Below are 22,752 nucleotides of genomic sequence, written 5' to 3'. Positions count from 1 at the left end.
CTTGCTGACCGCACACTTCGACCTCACGCAGCGCAACCCGCTCGTCGCCGGGCACGTGGTGCGCGGGCAGGCGCTGCTGCCCGGCCTGGCCTACGTGGACCTCGTCCTCCAGGTCTTCGCCCGCCACGGGCATCCGTTCACCGAGCTGGAGCTGCGCAATCTGAGCATCTACGCGCCGCTGACGGTGGGGCGGGACCAGGCCGTCCCGCTGTCGCTCACCGCGCAGGAGGCCACCCCGGGCGTCTGGCGGGTGGAGGTGACCGGGCGGCCCGCCGGCGCCGCGGCCCCGGTCGGCTACGCCTCGGCCGATGTGCACCGCGTGGCGCCCGCCCCGTTCGACCGCGTGCTCGACCCGGCCGCCGAGCGGGCCGCGGCCGCGGAGGTCATCGACCTGGAGGAGGTCTACCGCCGCTGCCGCGAGCGGGAGCTCACGCACAGCGGCGCCATGAAGACCCTCGGCCGGATCCACCGGTCCCCGGCCGGCGTGCTCGTCGAGGCGGAGCTGGGCCCCGAGGCGCTGTCCGACGCGGCCGAGTTCCTGGCCCACCCCGCGCTGCTGGACGCCAGTGCCGTCGCCGCCGGGTTCGCGCATGCGAGCGAGACAGGCGGGGCGGGGCTGTATCTGCCGCTGTGCTACGAGTCGTTCCGTGCTGCGGGCCCGCTCACCGGCCGGTGTCTGGCCCGTATCCCGGCCGATTCGGTGCGCCGGGAGAACGATCTGCTCACCCTGAACGTGGAGTACTACGACGCACACGGCCGGCAGATCGCCGAACTGCGCGGCTTCACCAGCAAGCCCGAGCGCACCCCGGCCATCGCCCCAGCCCCGGCCATCGCCCCCGCCCCCGCCGACACCGCAGAGCCGCAGGATGCCCAGGAGCTGCTGCGCGGGCTGCTGGCACGGGAGTTGGGCGTCGCGCCCGGGGCGGTGGACGTCCGCGCCGGGTTCTACGAGATGGGGCTGGACTCGGCCGCGCTGCTGCGCGTGGTGAGCGCGCTGCAGCACCGGCTGGACGCCACCCTGCCCCCGACGCTGCTGTTCGAGCACACCACCGTCCAGGACCTGGCCGCCTGGCTGGCCCCCCGGCTTCCCGCCACGCCCGCGCCCACAACACCCACGCCCGCACCCCCAGTCGCACCCGCACCCCCAGTCGCACCCGCACCGGCGGCCGTCGCAACGCTCGCCCCCGCCACGACACCCGCCGCCCCCGTGCCGTTCCCGCCCGCCCAGGGCGACCTCGCCGTGGTCGGCATGTCGGGCCGCTACCCCGGCGGCGCCGACCTCGGCGCGTTCTGGCACAGCCTGCGCACCGGGCGCGACTGCGTGACCCCGATCCCCCCGGAGCGCTTCGACCACCGGCCCTACGGCGGCGGCCGGCCGGGGCAGCTCGGCTACAGCTACTGCGACCGCGGCGGTTTCATCGACGAGGCCGACCGCTTCGACCCGCTGTTCTTCTCCATCGCGCCGAACGAGGCGGTGGCCATCGACCCCCTGGAGCGGCTGTTCCTGGAGCATTCCTGGGCCGCCCTGGAGGACGCCGGACACACCCGCGACAGCCTGCGCGGCCACAGCGTCGGCGTGTACGCGGGCGTGATGTTCCAGGACTATCCGCTGCTGGCGGCGGAGCGCACCGGGCCCGACGGCCGCCGGGTGGGCCTGGGGGCCGGCGGCGCGTCCATCGCCAACCGGGTCAGCTACGTCTGCGACTTCGACGGCCCGAGCATGATGGTCGACACCGCCTGCTCCAGCTCGCTGACCACCCTCCACCTCGCCGCCCGGGCGCTGCGCGCCGGGGAGATCGACGCGGCGCTCGTCGGCGGCGTCAACCTGTCCCTGCACCCCAACAAGTACCTGGTGCTCAGCCAGGGCGAGTTCCTGTCCGCCGAGGGCCGCTGCGCCGCGTTCGGCGCGGGCGCGGACGGCATGGTCCCCGGCGAGGGCGTCGGGGTGCTGTTCCTCAAGCGGCTGCGGGACGCCGAGCGCGACGGCGACCACATCCACGGCGTCATCAAGGGCACCGCCGTCAACCACGGCGGCAAGGCCGGTGGGTTCACCGTGCCCAGCCCCCGGGCGCAGCGCCAGGTGATCACCGCCGCGCTGCAGGACGCCGGGGTCGACCCGCGGACCGTGAGCTACGTCGAGGCCCATGGCACCGGTACGGCGCTGGGCGACCCGATCGAGGTCGCGGGGCTCGGCGAAGCGCTCGGCGGCCCGCGCCGGGACGGCACCTCCTGCGCCCTGGGCTCGGTCAAGTCCAACATCGGGCACTGCGAGGCCGCCGCCGGTATCGCCGGGGTCACCAAGGTCCTGCTCCAGCTGCGCCACAAGGAGCTGGCACCCACCCTGCACGCCACCCCCCGCAACCCCAAACTGGACTTCTCCGGCACGCCGCTGGAGGTCAACACCGAGCTGCGCCCGTGGCGGCGGCCCGTCGTGGACGGCCGCGAGCAGCCGCTGCGCGCCGGGGTCAGCAGCTTCGGCGCGGGCGGCTCCAACGCGCATGTGGTCCTGGAGGAGTACCGCGGCGAACGGGCGCGCCCCGCCCTGGACGGCCCGGCGATGGTGGTGCTGTCCGCCCGGGACGCCGACCGGCTGCGCGCGTACGCGGAGCGGCTGCGGGACTTCGTCACGGGCGCCGCCCCCGCCGGGCAGACCGGCTCCGCCGCCCAGGAGCGGGTCCGAGAACGCCTCGTCGCCATCGCCGGCCGCGTGCTCGGCAGGCCCGCCCAGGACGTCGAGGCCGTCGCCGGCGCCGAGCTGGCGGCGGCCGGGTTCGACGGCATCGCCCGGGCCCGGCTGCTGCTGGGCATCGGCCGGGAGTTCGGGGTGGTGCTCGCGCCGACCGCCGCCGAGCGCCACCCCTCCCTCGAGGCCCTGGCCAGCCATCTGTGCGAGGAGCACGCGGACCGGCTCGGCGAGCTCGGCCCGGAGCCCGGCCGGGCCGCGGCGCCCGCCGCGCCCGCCCGGGAGCTGCCGACGGTGCACGAGATCGCGTACACCTTGCTGACCGGCCGTGAGCAGCTTCCGGAGCGGCTGGCCGTGGTGGCCCGCGACCTCGTCGAGCTGGCGGCCGGGCTGACCGCCCATCTCGACGGCGCGGCCTCGCCCACGGCGTTCCACGGCAACACCGGCACCGCCGAGGCCGCGAACGCCAGGGCGCTGGTCGCCTGGGACGACGCGGCGGAGCTGGTCCGCGCGGCCGCGGTCGGCGGCGACCTGGCCGAGGCCGCCCAGCTGTGGGTCAGCGGCGTACCCGTCGCGTGGGACCTGCTGCACCCGGCGCGCCCGGCGCGGGTGCCGCTGCCCACCTACCCCTTCGCCCGCGAGCGCTACTGGATCACCGACGTGCTCACCGAGGCGCCCGCTGGCGGTCAGGCTCAGCCGGGCTCCGGCCCGGCCGCGCCGCTCGCCGGGGCGGCCCCCTCCCTGCTGTCCGACGTCGAGGAGGCGACGGCCACCCGCCCGCGCGTGTACGAGGTCGAGGCCGGTCTCGCCGACCTCGCCGCCTACCAGGACACGGTGGCCGCGCTCAGCCGCATCTGCCGGGTCTCCCTGCTGAGCACCTTCCGGGAGATGGGCGCGTTGCGGGTGGCGGGGGAGCGGGTCGGCCGCGCCGCGCTGCGCGACCGCATGGCCGTCGCGGCCCAGCACCACCGGCTCTTCGACGCCCTGCTCGGGCTGCTCGCCGAGGCGGGCTATGTCCGCCTGGACGGCGACGACGTGGTCACCGCCCCGGTGGACGAGCACGACCTCCAGGCCGAGGTGGACAAGCTGGCCGGGGAGCAGCGCGCCCTGCTGGAGCGCGCCCCGGACAACGACGGCCTGCTCAAGGTGTTGGACGTGTGCGTACGCGCCTACCCGGACGTGCTCACCGGCCGCCGGGACCCCCTGGACGTGCTGTTCCCCGGCGGTTCCTTCGACCTGATGGACCAGATCTACAAGAACCAGCAGCAGACCAACGAGCTGATGGTGCGAGCCGCGACCGCCTATGTGCGCACCCGGCTGGAGCGCGACCCGGGGGCCCGGGTGACCGTGCTGGAGATCGGCGCGGGCACCGGCGGCACCAGCCGCGGTGTGCTGGCCGCCCTCGGCCCTTACGGCGACCGGCTGCGCTATCTCTACACCGACCTGGGCAGCAGCTTCGTCCAGTACGGCGCCCAGGAGTACGGGCGGCACGGGTTCGTGGAGTTCAAGCAGCTGGACATCGAGCGCCCGCCGCTGGACCAGGGATTCGAGGCCGGGTCGGTCGACCTGGTGATCGCCAGCAATGTGCTGCACGCGACCCGGAACCTGGACCGCACCCTGGCCCATGCCAAGTCCCTGATGCGGCCGAACGGGCTGCTCGCGCTCTTCGAGATCACCCGCCTGCACGAGCTGCTGACCATCGCCTTCGGTCTGCTGGAGGGGTGGTGGGCGTTCGAGGACGAGCGGCTGCCCGGCTCGCCGCTGCTGAGCGTGCCGATGTGGCGACGGGCCATGGAGCGCAACGGCTTCCGCGGGATGCGGGTGCTGTCGGGGATGCCGCTGCGCGAGGACCGGCTCTCGGAGAGCGTGCTGCTGGCCGAGAGCGACGGCCTCCCGGCCGACCCCGACCGTGCCCCCGCCCCCGTGCCCACCCCTGCCGTAACCCCGGTCCCGGAGCCCGCTCCCGCCCCGGCCCAGGCAAGCGCCCCCGCCCCCGAACCCGCCCCCGAGCCCGCTCCGGCAGCCGCCCCCGAGCCCGCCGCCGCGCCGGACAACGACATCGAGCGCCTGGTCACCGAGGCGTGGAAGGAGGTCCTCGGCGTGGCGGAGGTCCGCGAGACCGACACCTTCCAGGACCTGGGAGGCGACTCGATCATGGCCTCCCGCATCAAGGCCCGGCTGAACGACAACCTCCCCTTCGAGCTGGAGCTGCGGGAGCTGATGACGGCCACCACCGTCCCCGAGATGGCGGCGCTGGTCGAGGCCGAGGTCATCGAAAGGATCGACGAATTGCCGGACGAGACCGCCCGCGCCATGTCCGCCAACTGACCCGTGACCGCCGAGGAGGGACCAGGAACGGACGAGGAAGGGATTCGTATGTCATTGGACGATGCGCTGGTGGCCCGCCGGGCCCAGCTCTCGCCCGCCAAGCTCGCGCTGCTGAAGAAGCTCAAGGGCACGGCGCGCGGCGAAGGGCGGGCGGTCATCCCACGCCGATCCGGGGGCGGCCGGCCGCCGCTCTCCTTCCACCAGCAGCGGCTGTGGTCGCTCGACCAGCTGGTGCCGGACAGCCCGGCGTACAACGTCGTGCTCAGCTTCCGGCTCAACGGCCCCCTCGACCCCGCGCTGCTGGAGCGCGCCGTCAACGAGATCGTGCGGCGCCACGAGGTGCTGCGCACCACCTTCCCGAGCACGGCGGGCGAGCCCTGGCAGGAGATCGCGCCCTCCCTGACCCTGCCGCTGCCGGTCGTCGACCTGTCCGCGCTCGAAGGCGATGAGCGCGAGGCCGAGTTCCAGCGGCTGGCCAGGGAGGACGCGTGTCATATCTTCGACCTGGCGCGCGGGCCGCTGCTGCGGGTCACCCTCTTCCGGCTGGACGAGCACACCCACAACTTCGTTCTCAACACCCACCACATCGTCACCGACGGCTGGTCGATCAACAATTTCGTCCGCGAGATGCTGCTGCTCCACACGGCGTACGCGGCGGACCGCCCGTCCCCGCTGCCCCCGCTGCCGCTCCAGTACGCCGACTACACCCTCTGGGAGCGCGAGCGCATGAGCGGCGACGCGCTCCAGGAGCGACTTGCCCACTGGCGCCAGCGGCTCGGCGACCGCAGACCCGGATCCGAGCTGCCGCTCGACCGGCCCCGGCCGCCCGTGCAGACCTTCCGCGGTGGCGCCGCCCGCTTCGACCTCGACCCCGAGCTGGCCTCGGCGCTGCGGGATCTGAGCCGCAAGCAGAACACCACGCTGTTCGTGACGCTGGTCTCCGCGCTGAAGATCCTCATGCACCGCTGGACCGGCGACGACGAGGTGGTCGTCGGCACCCCGATCGCCAACCGGCACCACAAGGAGATCGAGGGTCTGATCGGGTTCTTCGTCAACACCCTGGTGCTGGACACGGACCTGTCCGGGAACCCCACGGTGGAGGAGGTCCTGGAGCGGGTCGGGGACACGGCCAAGGGCGCCTACGCGCATCAGGACGTGCCCTTCGAGCTCCTGGTCAACGAGTTCCGCCCGGAACAGGGCATGAGCATGAACCCGCTGTTCCAGGTGTGCTTCGCGCTGCAGACCGCACCCGCCGAGGCGGCCGGTGCGGACTCCATCCTCGGGCCGGTCCAGGAGATCAGGAACGGCACCAGCAAGTTCGACCTGTGGATCTCCATCGCCGAGCGGGAGGGCCTGCTCACCGGCTCGGTCGAGTACAACGCGGACATCTTCGAGCACGGCACGATCCAGCGTTTCATCGACAGCTATCTGGTGCTGCTGCGGTCCCTCGCGGACGCCCCGGGGCAGCGGGTCGGCGAGCTGCGGGTGCTGCCGGAGGAGGAGCGCCACAAGATCCTCGTCGAGTGGAACCGCACCGCGCGCGACTACCCCGACGCGGACGGCCGCACCCTGCACGAACTGGTCGCGCACCGGGCCGCGCGCGCCGCGCCCGGCGACCTCGCGGTCCGCTTCGGCGACGACGGGCTGACCTTCGCCGAACTGGACCGGCGGGCCGCCCAACTCGCCCATCTGCTCCGCGAGATGGGTGTCGGTCCTGACAAGCCGGTGGCCATCTGCATGGAGCGCTCCCCGGAGCTGGTCGTCGGGCTGCTGGGCATCCTCAAGGCGGGCGGCGCGTACGTCCCCATCGACCCCGGCTATCCCGCCGAGCGGCTGGCGTTCATGATGGCGGACGCCGCGCCCGACATCCTGCTGACCCAGGAGCGGCTGCGGTCGGCGCTGCCGCCGCACTCGGCGCGCGTGGTCTGCCTCGACGCCACCTGGCAGGCGCTGGCGGGGCGGCCCGAGGAGTCGCCGGACTCCGGGGCCGGTCCGGACAGCCTCGCGTACATGATCTACACCTCGGGCTCCACCGGAAAGCCGAAGGCCGCGATGATCACCCATCGGGCCATCCGCAACCGGCTGCTGTGGATGCAGGAGGAGTACGGGCTCACCCCGGACGACCGGGTGCTTCAGAAGACGCCGTTCAGCTTCGACGTCTCGGTGTGGGAGTTCTTCTGGCCGCTGATCACCGGCGCCCGCATGGTGCTCGCCCGGCCGGGCGGCCACCGGGAGCCCGGCTACCTCGCCGAGCTGATCGCGGCGGAGCGGGTGACCACCTGCCACTTCGTGCCCTCGATGCTCCAGGCCTTCCTGGAGGAGCCGGACCTCGAGGGCCGCACCCGCTCCCTGCGGCGGGTGTTCGCGAGCGGCGAGGCCCTGCCGTACACCGTCCAGGAGCGCTTCTACGAGCGCCTGGGGTCCGCGCGGCTGCACAACCTGTACGGGCCCACCGAGGCCGCCGTCGATGTCACGCACTGGGCCTGTCCGCCGGAGGGCGGTCCGCGCGCGGTGCCGATCGGGCGGCCCGTCGCCAACACCCGCGTCCACATCCTCGACCGCTATCTCAACCCCGTGCCCGTCGGCGCCCCCGGCGAGCTGCACATCGGTGGCGTCCAGGTCGCCAAGGGCTACCACAAGCGGCCCGAGCTGACCCACGAGCGCTTCATCCCCGACCCGTTCTCCGCCGCCCCCGGGGACCGGCTCTACAAGACTGGTGACCTCGCCCGCTATCTGCCCGACGGCACGATCGAATACCGGGGCCGCACCGACTTCCAGGTCAAGGTGCGCGGCTTCCGCATCGAGCCCGGCGAGGTCGAGGCGGCGCTCGCCGAGCACCCGGCCGTGCGCGAGGTCGCGGTGCTCGCCCGCGCCCTGGGCGGGGACGACGAGAGCGCCCCGGACGAGCACAAGCGGCTGGTGGCCTATGTGGTGCCGCAGCCGGACGCGGCCCTCGACGGCGACAGCGACAGCGACGGCGACGGCGGCGAGGGCGGCGAGGGCGGAGACAGCGGTGGGGCGGCGGCCGACGCCCAGGTCGCCGAGTGGGAGAGCGTCTTCAGCCGCACCTACGACACGCAGGACCCGCAGGACGCCGACTTCAACATCGTCGGCTGGAACTCCAGCTACACCGGCGAGCCGCTGCCCGCCGGCCAGATGCGCGTCTGGGTCGAGTCGACCGTCGGGCGCGTACTGGAGCGGACGCCCCGGCGGGTGCTGGAGATCGGCTGCGGCACCGGGCTGCTGCTGTCCCGTATCGCGCCGCACTGCACCCACTACACCGGCACCGACATCTCCGGGCGCGCGCTGGACTTCGTGCGTGAGCGCATCGTGGGGCCGCTCACCGGCGACGCCGAGGTGACGCTGCTGGAGCGCGGCGCCGACGATTTCGAAGGCCTGGCGGAGGAGACCTTCGACGTCGTCCTGATCAACTCGGTGGTGCAGTACTTCCCCGACACCGCGTATCTGCGCGATGTCATCGCCCAGGCCGTCACCAGGCTCCGGCCGGGCGGCGTCCTCTTCCTCGGCGACCTGCGCAGCCTGCCGCTGCTCGAGGCGTTCCACACCGAGGTGGAGACGGAGCGCACCCAGCCCGACACCCCCGTCGAGCTGCTGCGCCGCCGGATCGCCGGGCGCGTCGCCCAGGAGCAGGAACTGGTCGTCGACCCCGAGCTGTTCGTCGTGCTGCGCCGGGAGCTGCCGCGCATCTCCCACGTCGAGGTGATGCTCAAACGCGGCGACTTCGCCAATGAACTCACCCGGTACCGCTACGACGTCGCCCTGCACATCGGGGCCGAGGCACCCGACGCCCCCGCGCCGCTGGAGCTGGACTGGGAACGGGACGGCCTCGACCCCGAGCGGGTGCGCCGCACCCTGACCGAGCGCGCCCCCGCCGCCCTGCTGCTGCGCTCCGTCCCCAACTCCCGTACGGCACCGGCCGCCGGGCTGCTGCGGGCGCTCGCCGCCCGCCCCGGCCCGGCCACCGTCGCCGAGCTGCGCGCCGCGGCGGCGGCCCGGACGGCCGAAGAGCAGGACGGGGACCAGGGCGGGGCCGACCCCGAGCAGTGGTGGCGGCTGGCCGGCGAACTCGGCTACCAGGCGGACGTCTCCTGGGCCGGCGGACGCGCCGACGGCGGCTACGAGGTGCTGCTGCGCAAGGGGCCCGCACCCGGCTGGAGCCACCGGCCCGAGCGCCCGCGCCCGCTCCACTCGTACACCAACAACCCGCTGCTGCACCGGCTCAGCCGCCGTCTCACCGCCTCGGCCCACGCCTTTCTCCGGGAGAAGCTTCCGGAGTTCATGGTGCCCTCGGCGGTCGTCGCGCTGCCCGAGATGCCCACCGACGCCAACGGCAAGCTGGACCGCAGGGCGCTGCCGCTGCCCGTACTGGACACCGCCGGCGCCGACACCGAGTACGTCGCCCCCCGCACCCCCGAGGAGACGCAGCTCGCCGAGGTGTGGGCCGAGGTCCTGGGCGTCCAGGGCACCGGCGTCACCAGTAACTTCTTCGAGGTCGGCGGCGACTCGATCCTGAGCATCCGGCTGGTCAACAAGGCGGTCCGGCGCGGGCTGCCGCTGACCGCGCAGGACGTCTTCCAGTACAAGACGGTCGCCGAGCTGGCCGAGGCCGCCCGGCTGCGCAAGGAGTCGGGGGCCGGCGTCGAGGCGGCCGACGTGGGCCGCGATGCCCCCGCACTGGACGACGAGACGCTGGCCCAGGTCCGCGAGCGGTGCCCCGACGCCGTCGACGCCTATCCGCTCACCGGCACCCAGCACAACGTCCTGCACCGCCTGCTGACCACCCGCGAACCCGGCGGCAACGTCGTCCACCAGCGGTTCCGGATCACCGGCGCCGCCTTCGACCCGCACGCCTTCGCCCGCGCGTGGCAGCACACCGTCGACCACTTCCCCGTGCTGCGCACCTCCTTCCTGTGTGAGGGGCTCGTGGAGCCGGTGCAGGTCGTGCACCGCGAGGCGGAGCTGGAGGTGCGGCAGCTGGACTGGCGCGGCCTCAAGCCGTCCGAGCAGGAGCGCCGGCTCCAGGCGTATGTGGCCGCCCGGCGCCGCGCGGGCTTCGACCCGGCGCGGGCCCCGCAGAGCCATGTCGCCCTCTTCCGGCTGGAGGAGCACACCTACGACTACCTCTACATGTTCAACCTCGCGCTCCAGGACGGCTGGAGCTACCCGATGATCATGAAGGTGCTCTTCGACGCGTACGGGGAGTACGCCGCCGGGCGCGAACCCGCCGCCCCGCGCCCGGACACCGTCTACCGGGACTTCTGCGTCTCCCAGCGCCACCGGGACCTCGGCCCCGCCGAGACGTTCTGGCGCGCCGAGCTGGCCGGGCTCGACCTGCCCGCACCGGCCCTGGCCCCGCCCGCCGCCGAGCGGGTGCCGGTCGCGGAGGAACCCGATCTGCTGCACGACGGGCTGCTGGTGCCCGACGAGGTCACCCGGGGCCTGCTGGCGCTGGCCAAGCGGCTGGAGATCACCCCGTTCACCCTGGTCCAGGCCGCCTGGGCGCTGCATCTGCACCACGGCTCGGGGGCGTCCGACGTCGTCTTCGGCTCGGTCTTCTCCGGCCGCGGCTCCGCGCTCGTCGAGGTCGACCACGGGGTCGGCCAGTTCTTCAACATCCTGCCGGTGCGGATGCGGATCGACCGCGCCGCGCCGCTGCGGGACTGGCTGCACGCGCTCCAGCGCAAGGTGGGCGACATCGCCCGCCACGAGCATGTGCCGGTGCGGCTCCTGCGGGAGTGGGCGGGGGTGGCGGAGGACGGCTTCCTCTTCGACAGCTACCTCGTCAACGAGACCTTCCCCGAGCTGTCCGGGGTCTTCGGCCGGTTCGACGGCGACCTGGGCGCGGAGCCGGTGGAGTTCGTCAACCAGACCGAGCATCCGATGCGCATCGAGGCGATCTTCCTGGATTCGCATTTCGTACTGAACCTGAACACCTACTCGGGCGGCTTCCCACCCGGTGAGCCGGCCCGCAGGCTGCGGCTCTTCGCCGACCTGATCCAGGACATCGTGGCCCGCCCCGACCGCTCGGTGGGCGAGGTCCTCTCCGGCATCGAGGAGGTTGCCCCATGACCGCGACCGATGAGCTCCCCACGGTCTTCATGTTCTCCGGACAGGGTTCGCAGTACTACCAGATGGGCCGGGACCTGTACGGATCCGAGCCGGTCTTCGCGGCCGCGATGGACCGGATGGACGCCGTCGTCCGCACCGAGCTCGGCGAGTCCGTGCTGAGCCGCATGTACGACGACGGCCGCTCCAAGGCCCATCCGTTCCTGGAGACCGCGGTCACCCACCCGGCCATCGTCATGGTCGAACTCGCCCTGGCCGAGACGCTGAGAGCCGAAGGCATCCAGCCGGACCTGCTGCTCGGCGCGAGCCTCGGCGAGTTCACGGCCGGCGTGCTGGCCGGAGTGCTGCCCGAGGACGAGTGCCTGCGGATGCTGGTGCGCCAGGCGCGCGCGCTCGACGCCTGCCCGCCCGGCGGAATGCTGGCCGTACTCGCCCGGCAGTCGCTGTACGAGGAGCTGTCCGAGCTGCGCGACGGCACCGAACTGGCGGCCCGCAACTACGACCAGCACTTCGTGGTCGCCGGAACCGAGGAGGCGCTGGCCGCCGCCGAGGCGCGGCTGCGCGCCCTGGACATCCCCTACCAGCGGGTGCCGGTCGAACGCGGCTTCCACTCCCGGCTGATGGACCCGGCGTACCACGCCTGCGCGGCGGCCATGGCCGAGGTGCGCCCGGGGCCGCCGGGTATTCCGCTGGTGTCCAGCGCCGTGGGCGGGCCGGTGGCGGCGTTGACCCCCGAGCACTTCTGGCGGGTGGCCCGCGAGCCGATCGAGTTCCAGCGCACCGTCGAGGCGCTGGAGGCGCGCGGCCCGCACCGCTATCTGGACCTCGGCCCCTCGGGCACGCTGCACAACTTCGTGCGCAACAACCTCCGCCCCGGCTCCCGGTCCACCTCGATGCCGCTGCTGAGCCCGTTCGGCACCAACACCCATCTGCTGGCTGCCGCCCGCGCGGCGGTCCCCGCGCGCCGCCCCCACCCCGCACCCGTGCCGGCCGCCCCGGGAGGCAGCGTGAAGGTCTACGGGTTCCCCGGCCAGGGGTCGCAGGTCAAAGGCATGGGCAAGGGCCTGTTCGCGGAGTTCCCCGAGCGCACCGCGCAGGCGGACGCCGTGCTCGGGTACTCGATCGAGCGGCTGTGCGTCGAGGACCCGGACAAGCAGCTGAGCCTCACCCAGTTCACCCAGCCCGCCCTGTACGTGGTCAGCGCGCTGTCGTACCTCAAGCGGCTGAAGGAGGACCCGCAGCCGCCCGCGTACGTCATCGGGCACAGCCTCGGCGAGTACGTGGCGCTCTTCGCCGCGGGCGTCTTCGACTTCGAGACCGGGCTGCGACTGGTGCAGCGCCGGGCCGAGCTCACGGCCCGTTCAGAGGGCGGTGGCATGGCCGCCGTGGTGGGTCTGGCACAGGAGCGCGTCGAGGAGACGCTGCGCCGCCCCGAACTGGCCGGACTGACGATCGCGAATTACAACTCACCCGAACAATTCGTGCTGACCGGGCCGCGCGACAAAATCGACATCGCCCGCGCCTTCTTCGAAGCGGACAAGGCGTTCTACACCCGGCTGAGGGTCAGCGGCGCTTTCCATTCGGAGTTCATGCGGCCCGCGGCGGAGGAGTTCACCGATTTCCTGAACGGGTTCCGGTTGAGCCCGCCGAGCATTCCGGTCATTTCCAACGCGGACGCCCGTCCGTATCCCGCCGATCGGGACGGGCTGACCGATACTCTCACCCGGCAGATCTGGAGCGGTGTGCGGTGGATCGAGACGATCCGCTTTCTGATGGGGAAAGGCGAGCTGGAATTCGAGGAGATCGGCCCCGGGACCGTCCTGACCAAGCTGGTCAGGAAGATCCGCGAGAAGTCCGAGCCGCTGTACGTCGAGGAGCGGGCCGCCCAGCCGGTCGCCCAGCCGGTCCCGCAGCCCGCCGCGCAGCCGGTCCCACAGCCGGTCCCGCAGTACGCGCCCGTGCCGGAGCCCGCCGCCCAGCAGCGCGCCGTGCCCGAGCCGGTGCCGGTGGCCCAACCCACGCCCGTGCCCGTACCCGTACCCGTACCGGTGCCTGAGCCCGCGCCCGCCCCCGTACCCGTACCCGTGGCCCAGCCCGTCCCCACCCCCGAACCCGTCACCCCCGAACCCGTCACCCCCGAACCCGTCACCCCCGAACCCGTCACCCCCGTACCCGTCACCCCCGTGCCCGTCTTCGCCGCCCACCCCGTGCCCCTCTCGCCGCGCGAGCTCGCCGCCGAGGACTTGGGGGCCCGCGGCTTCCGGGAGCGGTACGGCCTGCGCTACGCGTATCTGGCCGGGTCCCTCCACGGCGGGGTCTCCGGCACGGAGATGCTGACCCGGTTGGGCAAGGCCGGCGGCATGGGCTTCTTCGGCACCGGCGGTCTGCGGCCCGCCGAGATCGAGGACGGGCTGCGCGCCGTGATCGCCGCCCTCGGCGACGACGGGCCCTTCGGCGCGAACCTCCTCTACCGTCACGACAGCCCCGAGGCCGAACTGGCCCTCGTCGACCTGTTCCTGCGGCTGGGCATCCGTACCGTCGAGGCGTCCGGATTCCTGCAGATCACCCCCGCCCTGGTCAAGTACCGCCTCAAGGGCGGGCGGGTGCTCGCCAAGGTGTCGCGCGCGGATATGGCCCGGGCCTTCCTCTCCCCGCCGCCCCGCGCCGTGCTCGACCGGCTGCGGGAGCAGGGGCAGATCGGCGAGGCGGAGATCGCCCGCTACGGGAGCCGGCCGGTGGCCGACGACCTGTGTGTGGAGGCGGACGGCTGGCGCCCCGACGCCGGGTCGCTGGCCACGCTGCTGCCCACGGTGACGCGGCTGCGCGACGCGCTGGACGCGGGCGGGCCACGGGTGCACGTCGGCGCGGCGGGCGGGATCGGCACGCCCGAGGCCGCGGCCGCCGCGTTCCTGCTGGGGGCCGAGTTCGTGATCACCGGCTCGGTCAACCAGTCCACCGTGCAGGCCGCCACCAGCGAGCCGGTGCGGCGGATGCTGCAGGAGGCCGAGGTCCACGACGTGGACAGCGCCCCCTGGAGCGAGGAGTTCGAGATCGGCGGGCGGGTGCGGTCGCTCAAGCGGGGGGTCTTCCAGCCCGCCCGCGCGGCCAAGCTGCACGATCTGTGGCGCCGTCACGACGCGTTCGAGGAGCTCGACGCGGCAACCCGCGAGCAGATCGAGAACACCTATCTGCGCCGCTCCTTCGACTCGGTGTGGGCCGAGCTGTCCTCCGCCCTCCGCGAGGCCGACCCGCGCGAACTGGCCAGGGCCGAGGGCAGCGCCAAGCACCGGATGGCGCTGGTCTTCCGCTGGTACCTGGACCGGTGCGCCCGGTTCGCGGTGGCCGGCGACCCGGACCGGCGGGTCGACTACGCCGTCCACTGCGGCCCGGCCATGGGCGCGTTCAACGAGTGGGTGCGCGGGACGGACCTGGAGGACTGGCGCGGCCGCCATGTGGACGTCGTGGCCGACCGCATCATGTCCGGCGCGGCCCGCGTTCTGCGTGACCGCTTCACCGGCCTGTTCGGCTAGCCGCCCGGCGCGCGCCCCATGGCGAGGGCGCGCGTACCGGGTCGGTACGCGCGCCCTCGGACAGCTCCGCTCGGCTCGCCGCGGTCAGCGGGCGGTGAGCGAGGCCCAGACCGGCTTGTCCGGCCGCAGGTTGCCCGTCTGCTGGTACGAGACGGTCTTGTCGGCGGACTCCACCCGGAACCGCCGCACCACGGCGTCCAGCAGCACCGTGGCGGCCAGCAGCGCGAAGTGCTCGCCGATGCACACGTGGGGGCCGCCGCCGAAGGGCAGATAGGCGTAGCGCGGCCGGTCGTGCTCGCCGATGAACCGGGTCGGGTCGAACCGCTCGGGGTCCGGCCAGAAGTCCGGGCGCCGGTGGGTGACCCACGGCGAGAGGAACACCGCCGTGCCCGCGGGCACCTGGTAGCCGCCGAGCTCGATATCGCTGGTGGCCAGGTGCTCGGTCATGTAGACCGGCGGGTACAGCCGCATCGCCTCCAGCAGGCTCGCCCGCGCCAGCGTCTCGCGGGCCTGCGCGTACGTGGCCGCGGTGCCGCCGTCCGCGATGTGGGCCGCGCCCTCCTCGGCCACCTCCTGCTGGATGTCGGTGTGCAGGCCCAGCAGATGGAGGGCGAAGGTGAGGGCCGTGGCCGTGGTCTCGTGGCCCGCCATCATCATCAGCAGGGTCTGGTCGCGGATCTCCGGGACGCTCAGCCCCTCGCCGGTCTCCGGGTCGCGCGCGTCGCGCAGCCGGGTCACGATGTCGTCCCGCTCGGCGCCGGCCGACTCCTTGTCCGTCCGCTCGATGATGCGGTCGATCAGCGCGTACAGCTGCTCCCTGGTCTTCACGAAGCGGCGGTTGCGCGGGGTGGGCACGGACAGCGGCGGCTTCAGCAGCTGGGTCGTCCGGCCGATGATCAGCTCGTTGGTGAGCGGGATGAGCCCGTGCAACTCGGGCCCGGTGTCGTCGATGTCCCCGCTGAACAGCGCCCGGCCGACGACCCGCAGCGAGTAGCGGAGCATCAGCTTGTGCAGATCGACCCGGTCCGCGCGCTCGGGCACCTCGCGGGTCACGATCCGCTCGGCCTCGGCGGCCATCAGATCCGTGTAGCGGGCGACCCGCTTGGGGGTGAACAGCGGTTGGAGGGTGCGCCGCTGACGGCGCCACACGGGGCCGTCGGTGGTCATCAGATTGCAGCCGATCATGTCCTCCAGCACCTGGGTGCTGGAGGGGCCGCGGCCGATGGTCCGCTCGGTGTCGGTGAGCACCTGCTGGGCGGCGTCGGGGTGGTAGGCGGCCACCACCACCTTGCCGAGCGGGCCGCGCGGGCCGAAGGGGAACGACACCAGGTCGCCGTGTTCCCGGTAGGCGCTCTCCAGCACCGCGATCGCGTCGCGCAGGAATTCGGGGGCCACCCCGGCGAGCGCGTTGCCCTTGGGCCCGGGCACCTCGGAGAAGGGCCGGGCCGATGTGGTCGTGGTCATCCTCGTGCTCCTCCCGTCCTGTCCGTCACTACCGCGCGGTGAAGGTGGTGCGGACGGGCTTGTCCGGGCGGATGCTGTTGAGGACCTTCATGGAGATCTTGTCGTCGTGCGAGGTGATCCGGTACTTGCGCAGCAGCGCCTCCATCAGCACCCCGGAGGCCAGCAGCGCGAAGTGCTCCCCGATGCACACCCGCGGGCCGCCGCCGAACGGGAAGTACGCGTAGCGCGGCCGGTCGTGCTTGCCGATGAACCGGGTCGGGTCGAACTTCTCCGGGTCGGGCCAGAAGTCGGGGTGCCGGTGGGTGACCCACGGCACGAGGAAGACCGAGGTGCCCTTCGGGACGAGGTAGCCGTTCAGCTCCAGGTCCTCGCGGGCCACCCGCTCGGTCATGTGCACGGAGGGGAACAGCCGCAGCGCCTCGTTGAGCGAGGCGCGGCCCAGCGTGTCGCGGTTGCCCGCGTACTCGGCGGCCGTGCCGCCCGCCTTGTGGTGCGCGGCGATCTCCTCGGCGATCTGGTCCTGGATGTCCGGGTGCAGCCCGATCTGGTGCAGCCCGAAGGTCAGCCCCATCGCCGTGGTCTCGTGGCCCGCCATGAACAGCAGCAGCGCCTCGTTGCGCACTTCCTGCTCGGTCAGCGGCTTGCCCGTCTCCGGGTCCTCGGACTGGCGCATCCGGGAGACGATGTTGTCCCCGGCCTCGGCCGCCCCGTGGCTGCCGCTGCGCTCGATGACCCGGTCGATCAGGCCGTACAGCTCCTCCTTCGTCTTCAGGAAGCGGCGGTTGGTGGGGGAGGGGAAGCCCAGCGGGAGCTTGGGGATCTGGGTGGTGCGGGCCATGATGCCCTTGTTGGCGTCCGGGATCAGCCGGTGCAGATCGGCCTCGGCGTCGTCCAGGTCGCCGCCGAACAGGGCGCGGCCCACCACTCTCAGCGAGTAGCGCATCATCGCGTGGAACAGGTCGATGGGCGTGCCCTCGTGCTTCTCGTGCTCGACGATGATCCGCTCGGCCTCGGCGGTCATCAGCTCCGTGTAGCGGGCGACGCGCTTGGGGGTGAACAGCGGCTGGAGGATATGGCGGCGGCTGCGCCAGTAGGCGCCCTCGGTGGTCATCAGACCGCGCCCGACCAGCTCGTACGTGGCCCGGAAGCCGTCGCTGTCCCGGCCGAAGGTGCGCTCGGTGTCCATCAGCAGCTGATGCACCAGCTCGGGGTGGTAGGCGGCGAGGATGGTCTTGCCCACCGCCACCTTGGGGCCGAACCGGTAGGAGACCAGGTCTCCGTGGTTGTGGAAGCCGTTCATCAGGAAGCCGAGCGGGTCCGCGTTGAAGTCCGGGAGCAGGCCGGCGATGGGGTGCCCCTTCGGGCCCGGAATCTCCTGGAACGGCAGCAACTGACTCGTAGTCGACATGGGTTCCTCTCCCCGTGGCCCGGCCACCGGGGCGGTGCCCGGTACTGCCTGGGCTGCTGAATCCGCACGTGTAAAGCAGACTGCGATGGAACACGCGACATATGCGCCGTGAAGGCCGTCAAGCCGACGTAGTCGACGTATATGTCGTCAACGCGCTGAATTTGTAGGTGGCTTGGTTCCTCTGGTCGGCGTGATCCTATATGCGGTCGCCATGTCGGCGGTACCCTCAATTTCTCACCAGCTCCCCCAACTCGCCTTCCGCATCGAATGCTTGAAAGCTCTGGAAACTCATCGGCACACCCTCTATGGTGAAGATCGTGCGAGCTGTCCACATCAAGAATTTCGGCGGCCCCGAAGTCCTCGAACTGGTCGAACTCCCGGACCCGCGCCCCGCTGAAGGGGAGCTGCTCGTCGACGTCGTCCTGGCCGGAATCAACTACCGCGACACCCATCAATCCGAGGTCGGCGCCCTGCCCGGCGACGCCCTCCCGCTGATCCCCGGCATGGAGGTGGTCGGCACCGCCCCCGGCGGCCGGCGCGTGGCGGCGGTCGTCCCGCGCGGCGGATATGCCGAGCGTGCCGTCGTGCCCCAGGGGCTCGCCGTCGACATCCCCGACGCCGTGGACGACTTCTCCGCCCTGGCGCTGCTCGTCCAGGGCACCACGGCCTGGCTGCTGCTGCACGAGAGCGCCCGGCTGCGCGAGGGCGAATCGGTGCTCGTGCACGCGGCGGCGGGCGGCGTCGGCAGCCTCGCCGTGCAGCTGGCCAAGGCCGCCGGCGCGGGCCGGGTGATCGCCGCGGCCGGCACCGAGGCCAAGCGCGCGCTGGCCCTGGACCTGGGGGCCGACGCCGTGCTCGACTCCACCGCGCCCGGCCTGGCCGCCGCCGCCCGCAAGGCCAACGGCGGACGCGGGCTGGACATCGTGCTGGAGATGACCGGCGGCCACATCACCGACGAGAGCCTGACCGCGCTCGCGCCGCTCGGCCGGCTGGTCTTCTACGGCATGGCGAGCCGCAAGCCGCCCAAGCCGGTCGAGCTGCCCGCCCTGATGCAGTCCTCGGCCACCGTCTGCGGGCTGACGCTCGAAGGCGCCATGAGCCGCCCGGGACTGCTGGAGCGGGCCATGCGCGAGCTGTTCGACGAGGTCGCGCGGGGCAGGCTGCGGGTGATCTCCGGCGGGGTCCGCCCGCTGTCCGAGGTACGGCAGGCGCATGAGGACCTGAGCGCCCGGCGGACCGTGGGAAAGCTCGCCCTGGACCCCAGACGGTGACCACCTCGGCCATCGGCACCGTACGCGGCGGGGAGTGCCATGTGTGGTTCGCCGAAGCCTGCTCGGACCTCAATCTGCTGGACCTGCTCGACGACACCGAGCGCGAACGGTACCGGCACACCGTCGTGGAGTCCGCCCGCGCGCTCTACCTCACCGCGCACGCGCTGGCCCGCCGGGTCATCGCCGCCCAGCTGGGCACCAGCCCCGCCGAGCTGCGCTTCACCGCCAGTTGCGGACGCTGCGGCAAGGCACACGGCAAGCCCGTCCTGGTGGGCTCCCCGCTGCCGCTCGAACTGTCCCTCTCGCACTCCGGCCGGCGCGTGGCCGTGGCGCTGGCGCTGGGCACCGAGATCGGCGTGGACATCGAGCGGGTGGCGGAGTCGTACGACGAGCATCTGCCGTCCACCGTGCTCGCCGCGTCCGAGCGGCAGGCCCTGGCGCGCCTCCCGGAACCCGACCGGACGGCGGGCTTCACCCGCTACTGGTGCCGCAAGGAGGCCGTGCTCAAGGCCACCGGCCACGGTCTGCTGGTGGACCCGGCGCTGCTCACCGTCAGCCCGCCGGACGCCCCGCCCCGGCTGGAGCACTGGCGCGACCGGCCCGGGCCGCCGGTCCCGCCGCACCTGACCGATCTGCACCCCGGCCCCGGCTACCGCGCGGCCCTGGCCGCGCTGGGCGCCGCCCCGCGCGTGATCGAGCACCACGAGGCCGACCTCATGGCGGCACTCGGCTGAGCGCTTCCCTTCCCCTCTCTTCCCTGACCCCTCTCTCCCTCTCGACCCCCTTCCCTTCCCCGACTCCCTTCCCCGACCGAGGAGGCAGCCCGATGTTCCGGGTGATCCAGTGGTACACCGGCACCATCGCCAAGAAGCAGATCAAACTCCTGGCGGAGCGCTCCGACATCGAACTCGTCGCGGTCGTCACCCAGACACCGGAGAAGGACGGGGTGGACGCGGGCGAGATCGCGGGCATCGGCCCGATCGGCGTCCGGGCCACCACCGACGTCGAGGCCGCACTCGCCGTGGAAGCCGACTGCGTCCTGCTCAACCCGCCCTTCTGGGACGGTGAGCTGGTGGCACGCATCCTGCGGTCCGGGAAGAACGTCGTCACCCCCACCGGCGGCTTCGACCTGCGCGGCACCCCCTTCCACGACGCGATGGAGCAGGCGGCCCGGGACGGCGGCACCACCCTCACCGGCGGCGGCAACATGCCCGGTCTGCTCAACGACGTACTGCCGCTGGTGCTCTCCGGCTACACCAGCAACGTCCGCCGCATCTGGACCCGCGAGCGCAACTTCCACCGCGACTACGCCGCCAAGGAGGTGCTGCAGCTCCTCGGCTTCGGCGCCCCGGTGGAGGAGTGCGCCCCGGACAGCGGCCGCGCCCAGATGCTGGGGCAGGCGTTCCACTGGTACGAGGGGCAGGCCGCGCACCTGGTCACCGACGCCCTCGGGCTCAAGCTCGACGAGCTGCGCACCACCGCCTGGGAGATCCTGCCCGCCCCCCGCGAGCTGCACCTCCCGGCCAGCGGGCTGACCATCCCCGAGGGCACGGCCGCCGGGATGCGCTACGAGTTCACCGGTTACGTGGACGGCAAGCCCTGGCACACCACGGTCATCGAGCACATCGCCGAACTGGGCCTGGGGGAGGGGTGGCAGCAGTCCGAGAGCGACCCGGAGTTCACCATCCGGGTCGAGGGCGACCCCACGATCTCGGTGGACTTCGCCCACCTCGGTGTGGACGGGCTCATCCAGCTCAACGCCTCCCGCATCGTCAACCTGATCGGCCCGGTGTGCGCCGCCGAGCCCGGCTGCCGGACCATCCTGGAGCTGCCGTTCGTCAAGGCCGCCACCGCGACCACCGACTGACCGCGCGTCAGGCCGCGCGTCAGGCCGCGCCGGACCCTGGGGGCCGGACCCTCAGGGCCCGGCCACCCCCAGCTCCTGGGCCAGCACCGCCGCCTGCACCCTGCTGCGCAGCTCCAGCTTGCCGAGCACCCTGCTGACGTGTGTCTTCACGGTGGCCTCCGCCATGGCGAGGTGGTCGGCGATCTGGGCGTTGGACAGGCCCCGGCCCAGGGCCCCCAGCACCTCGCGCTCGCGCGGGGTGAGGGAGGCGAGCGCCGCCGGGTCGGCGGTCAGGGCCGCCGGTGCGGACCGCGGGCGGGCGAACTCGGCGATCAGGCGGCGGGTCACGGCCGGGGCGATCATGCCCTCGCCGCGGGCCACCGTCCGCACGGCCGCCAGCAGGCCGGCCGCGTCGCTGTCCTTGAGGAGGAAGCCCGCGGCCCCGGCGCGCAGGGCCCCGAAGACATACTCGTCGAGGTCGAAGGTGGTCAGGATCAGCACATCGGCCAACTGCTCGGCGACGATCTCGCGGGTGGCCGAGACCCCGTCCAGGCGAGGCATCTGGACGTCCATCAGCACCAGGTCGGGGCGCAGCTCCCGGGCCAGGCGTACGGCCTGCTCGCCGTCGGCCGCCTCCGCGACCACCTCGATATCGGGCGCGGACCGCAGGATGAGCACCAGCCCGGCCCGTACGGCCAACTGGTCCTCGGCGACCACCACCCGGATCCCGGCTCCCTCGGGCTCGTCCACCCCGTCGTACCGCTCCTTCACCGTGTCATGGCTCCTTTGCCGTCGAGGGGCAGCGCCGCGCGCACCCGCCACACCGTGCCGATGGGCCCGGTGTGCGGGCCCGCTTCGAGGGTGCCGCCGAGCAGGGAGACGCGCTCGCGCATCCCGATGAGGCCCATGCCGGAGCCGGGCGCGCGGGGGCCGGGGCGGGTGTCGCCGGGGCGGGTGTCGAACGGGCTGGTGACGCCGACCTCCAGGACGCCGGCCTCCTGGGACCCGTCGGCGTCCTGGGCGAGGCGCACGGTCACCTCGCCGGGCGCCGCGTGCTTGAGGGCGTTGGTCAGGGACTCCTGGACGATGCGGTACGCGGCGAGCTCGACCGGCGCGGGGAGCGAGGCGCCGCCCGGCGGGCGGTCGTCGCACAGCGTGAACTTCAGCCCGCTGACGGAGGTGGCGTCCGAGCGGGCGCGCTCGACCAGCGCGTCAAGGGCGTCGAGGGTGGGCGCCGCGGTGGGTTCCGTCTCCCCGCCCGCGTCGCGCAACAGCTCGATGAGGCGGCGCATTTCGGCCAGGCCCAGCACGCTGTTCTCCCGGATGACGCCGAGCGCCTGGTCGGTCGCGGCGGCGTCGCCCAGGGACAGCGCGGCGGTGGAGTGGATGGCGATGGCCGACAGATGCCCGGCGACCCGGTCGTGCAGCTCGCGGGCCATACGGCCGCGCTCGGCCACCACTGCCTCCCGCCGGTCCAGTTCGGCGAGCAGGGCCGTCCGCTCGGCCTCCAGCCGGGCGGCCTCGGCGGCCTCCCGGTGATTGCGCACGATCGCCCCGGTGCCGGCCGGGGTGAGGGTGAGCAGGGCGGTGGCCACGCCGATGAACAGCGACTCGGGGGTGCGCAGCAGCGCCAGCGGCGCGACCGTGGTGATCACGGTGGCCAGCACACACCAGGAGGGCAGCCGCCGGGCCAGGGACGCCGGTCCGTAGAGGACCGCCGCGTACACCACGTCCGTGTACATCAGGACGGTCGCGATGAGCGAGCCGCCGCACAGGTCCACGGCGAGGGCGGCGGTGCCGAGCGCCAGGGCGGTACGCGGGGCCACCCGGCGCAGCAGCTCGGCACCCGCCATGGCGACCAGCGCGGTGACCGTCGACCAGGGGGGCAGCGTGACGGGGGACAGCTCGCCCAGATACACCCCGCCGCGCAGCCCCAGCCCCATCAGCAGCAGTCCGCCGAGGAGTCCGCCGAGGGCGATGGCGACGTCGACGCGGTGCGGCGGCGGCAGTCGGGGCGGCATGGGTCCATCACAACACGAGGCCGCCGCGGCCGCGTCCGCTTCCGGACGCGTCAGGGGCGCTCGGCGTACATCGAAGGATGCAGTCCGGTCTCGTCGTCGCCGACGACGCGGCGG

At 73.1% G+C, this 22,752-nt stretch carries 10 protein-coding genes; 6 read left to right on the top strand and 4 right to left on the bottom strand.

What is annotated here, in order from left to right:
* The first annotated feature begins 1 nt into the window (after position 1).
* The 3 genes from ACWY4P_RS17735 to fabD are packed head-to-tail and all read left to right on the top strand — an operon-like array spanning position 2 to position 14,628.
* Positions 2-5,011: a beta-ketoacyl synthase N-terminal-like domain-containing protein gene (locus ACWY4P_RS17735; protein ID WP_456211517.1), complete on the top strand. Its 5,010-nt coding sequence runs from the start codon at positions 2-4 to the stop codon at positions 5,009-5,011.
* A gap of 48 nt (positions 5,012-5,059) precedes the next feature.
* A complete protein-coding gene (locus ACWY4P_RS17730; protein WP_456211516.1) occupies positions 5,060-11,101 on the top strand; it encodes an amino acid adenylation domain-containing protein in 6,042 nt (2,013 codons plus the stop codon).
* Positions 11,098-14,628: an ACP S-malonyltransferase gene (gene fabD / locus ACWY4P_RS17725; protein ID WP_456211515.1), complete on the top strand. Its 3,531-nt coding sequence runs from the start codon at positions 11,098-11,100 to the stop codon at positions 14,626-14,628. Before ACWY4P_RS17730 ends, fabD begins: the two co-directional genes overlap by 4 nt.
* 84 nt (positions 14,629-14,712) lie before the next feature.
* On the opposite strand, the gene ACWY4P_RS17720 is transcribed toward fabD, so the two are convergent.
* Positions 14,713-16,092 carry a cytochrome P450 gene (locus ACWY4P_RS17720; protein ID WP_456211514.1) on the bottom strand — a complete coding sequence of 460 codons (1,380 nt, stop codon included), beginning with the start codon at positions 16,090-16,092 and terminating at the stop codon, positions 14,713-14,715.
* Positions 16,093-16,120: 28 nt separating this feature from the next.
* Positions 16,121-17,500, bottom strand: coding sequence for a cytochrome P450 (locus ACWY4P_RS17715; RefSeq protein WP_456211513.1), 1,380 nt, complete (start codon positions 17,498-17,500; stop codon positions 16,121-16,123).
* A 317-nt stretch (positions 17,501-17,817) separates the two neighbouring features.
* On the opposite strand from ACWY4P_RS17715, the gene ACWY4P_RS17710 reads away from it, so the two are divergent.
* The 3 genes from ACWY4P_RS17710 (at position 17,818) to ACWY4P_RS17700 (ending at position 20,638) form a co-directional block, all read left to right on the top strand.
* Positions 17,818-18,771 (top strand): quinone oxidoreductase family protein, encoded by a 954-nt coding sequence (locus tag ACWY4P_RS17710; RefSeq protein ID WP_456211512.1) that lies wholly within the window; start codon positions 17,818-17,820, stop codon positions 18,769-18,771.
* Positions 18,768-19,505, top strand: coding sequence for a 4'-phosphopantetheinyl transferase family protein (locus ACWY4P_RS17705; RefSeq protein WP_456211511.1), 738 nt, complete (start codon positions 18,768-18,770; stop codon positions 19,503-19,505). The genes ACWY4P_RS17710 and ACWY4P_RS17705 overlap by 4 nt, the downstream gene beginning before the upstream one ends.
* A 92-nt stretch (positions 19,506-19,597) precedes the next feature.
* Entirely contained in the window at positions 19,598-20,638 is a 1,041-nt protein-coding gene (locus ACWY4P_RS17700) for a dihydrodipicolinate reductase (protein WP_456211510.1), read from the top strand.
* A gap of 51 nt (positions 20,639-20,689) precedes the next feature.
* Here the strand turns inward: ACWY4P_RS17700 and ACWY4P_RS17695 are convergent, their stop codons facing one another.
* Both ACWY4P_RS17695 and ACWY4P_RS17690 read right to left on the bottom strand, forming a co-directional pair.
* Positions 20,690-21,388 (bottom strand): response regulator, encoded by a 699-nt coding sequence (locus ACWY4P_RS17695; protein WP_456211509.1) that lies wholly within the window; start codon positions 21,386-21,388, stop codon positions 20,690-20,692.
* Complete coding sequence (locus tag ACWY4P_RS17690; RefSeq protein WP_456211508.1) at positions 21,385-22,638, bottom strand: sensor histidine kinase; 1,254 nt, start codon at positions 22,636-22,638, stop codon at positions 21,385-21,387. Before ACWY4P_RS17690 ends, ACWY4P_RS17695 begins: the two co-directional genes overlap by 4 nt.
* Positions 22,639-22,752 lie beyond the last annotated feature (114 nt).

Source organism: Streptomyces sp. LZ34, from assembly GCF_053890475.1.
This window is presented reverse-complemented; position numbering and strand designations above follow the sequence as displayed.